This window comes from Mesorhizobium sp. M7A.F.Ca.CA.002.09.1.1 (assembly GCF_003998555.1).
In the GTDB taxonomy this organism is placed as follows: Bacteria; Pseudomonadota; Alphaproteobacteria; order Rhizobiales; family Rhizobiaceae; genus Mesorhizobium; species Mesorhizobium ciceri.
The window spans coordinates 1-1,628 of the sequence record NZ_RZRR01001082.1; the positions used below are offsets into that span (position 1 = coordinate 1).

A 1,628-nucleotide genomic window follows, 5' to 3' on the forward strand; every position below is an offset into this window, starting at 1 on the left:
GCACCGCGCTCGCCAGCGCGGTCGATGCCATCGGCTGGAGCCGCTCGACATGAGCAACCATACCGCCGCCAGGCAACGCGCTCTTACCGACGGGGCGACCTTTGCCTGACATGAGATTCGCACCACCCAATCCCTTGCGCATCGCCGATCGTGCGAGCGGGCTGAATGCATTGAGCGTCCGCAGCTACAACGAGCGGCTGGTGCTGTCCCTGCTGCTTCAGAACGAAGGCATTTCGCGGATGGAAATCGGCGAGAAGACCGGCCTGTCGGCGCAGACGGCTTCAGTCATCGTTCGCTCGCTCGAGCAGGAGGGCCTGGTCTCGCAGGGCGAGGCGCAGCGCGGCCGCGTCGGGCCGCCGACGATCCCGCTTTCACTCAACCCGGAGGGCGCCTATGCGGTTGGCGTCGGCTTCAGCCGGCGCAGGATCGACATCGCGCTCATCGACTTCATCGGCACGGTGCGCTTCCACACGCAGTTGCCGGCGGATGAAGCCAATCCGTTTCCGCAAAGCAGCGATCTGTTCGGCGCGATCGGGCAAGCCATGACCAGCCTGCCGGTCGAGGCGCGCAGCCGGGTTGCCGGCATCGGCCTGGCGGTTCCCGACGATGTCGACACGATGGCTGCAACCCGCAACGGATCGAGCACCTCGCTCAAGGCCTTGCAGGCCGAGATCGAGGAACAGATCAAGCTGCCCGTTTTCGTGCAGAACGACATCACCGCTGCGGCCGGCGGCGAGAGTATGTTCGGCGTCGCAAAGCCGCTCAACGATTATCTGTTCTTCTATCTCGGAGCACGGCTGCAGAGCAGGCTCATCCTCAACCACCAGATCTACAAGGGAAACTCCAGCGCCAGCTTCGATCACGGCCTGATGCGCCTGGAGAGCGAACTGGCCATGCGCGGGCGCCCGTCCGAAATCATCTGGAGCAGCAGCCCTGAGTGGCCCGATCTGGGCGAGGCCTACAGCGCATGGCTGGGCGAGTGTTCCGACCGCCTGAAAGCGTCGATCTCCGCGCTGACCCAGTTTGTCGAGTTCAGGACGGTCGTCCTGTCCAGCTATGCGCCGCAAAAGATTGCCGAGGCCTTGTGCGACGACATCGGCCGGGAATTCCCCGGCATCGAAGCGCTGCCGGCGCGCGTCACCATCAGCCCGAAGGCCGTCGGCGCGGCAAGCCTGCCATTCAGTTCGCGCTTCATGATCCAGTGATCGAGCTGAACCGGGTTGCCGGTCGGCCGATCATGCCCTCTGCAGGTCCATCAATGATTTTCAGGTGACCAGGCGAATCCGCTTGCCAGGACGCCCCACTTAATAGCATGTTAAGTGAACCCTGAGATCGCCATGAAAATCGCTGCGGATCACGCACTCAACGACAATGCCGCGACCAGCGCCGAAGCGCGCCGCTCGACGGTATTGGGCGATCGGATCAAGGCCTATCGCACCACGCGGCGCCTGACGCTGCGCCAGCTCGGCGACATGATCGGCACCACCGCCAGTTTCCTAAGCCAGCTCGAGCGCGGCCTTTCCGGCGCCAACACCAGCACGCTGATGCTGATTGCCAATGCGCTCGGCATCAGCCTCGCCGATCTTTTCGACGAATGCGAAGTGTCGCCGCACGCGGTGCTGACACGC

Annotated in this window: 2 protein-coding genes; both read left to right on the forward strand. The window is 63.9% G+C overall.

The window, feature by feature from the left end:
- Positions 1 to 110 precede the first annotated feature (110 nt).
- Positions 111 to 1,205, forward strand: a complete 1,095-nt coding sequence (locus EN994_RS30445) for an ROK family transcriptional regulator (protein ID WP_013530471.1) — start codon at positions 111 to 113, stop codon at positions 1,203 to 1,205.
- A gap of 132 nt (positions 1,206 to 1,337) precedes the next feature.
- The coding region (locus EN994_RS30450) for a helix-turn-helix transcriptional regulator (RefSeq protein ID WP_164746375.1) at positions 1,338 to 1,628 on the forward strand (291 nt) is incomplete at its 3' end.

What these genes read in the sequence shown, in the direction of transcription:
- EN994_RS30445 (WP_013530471.1), top strand. Translation starts at nt 111, where the DNA reads ATGAGATTCGCACCACCCAATCCCTTGCGCATCGCCGATCGTGCGAGC.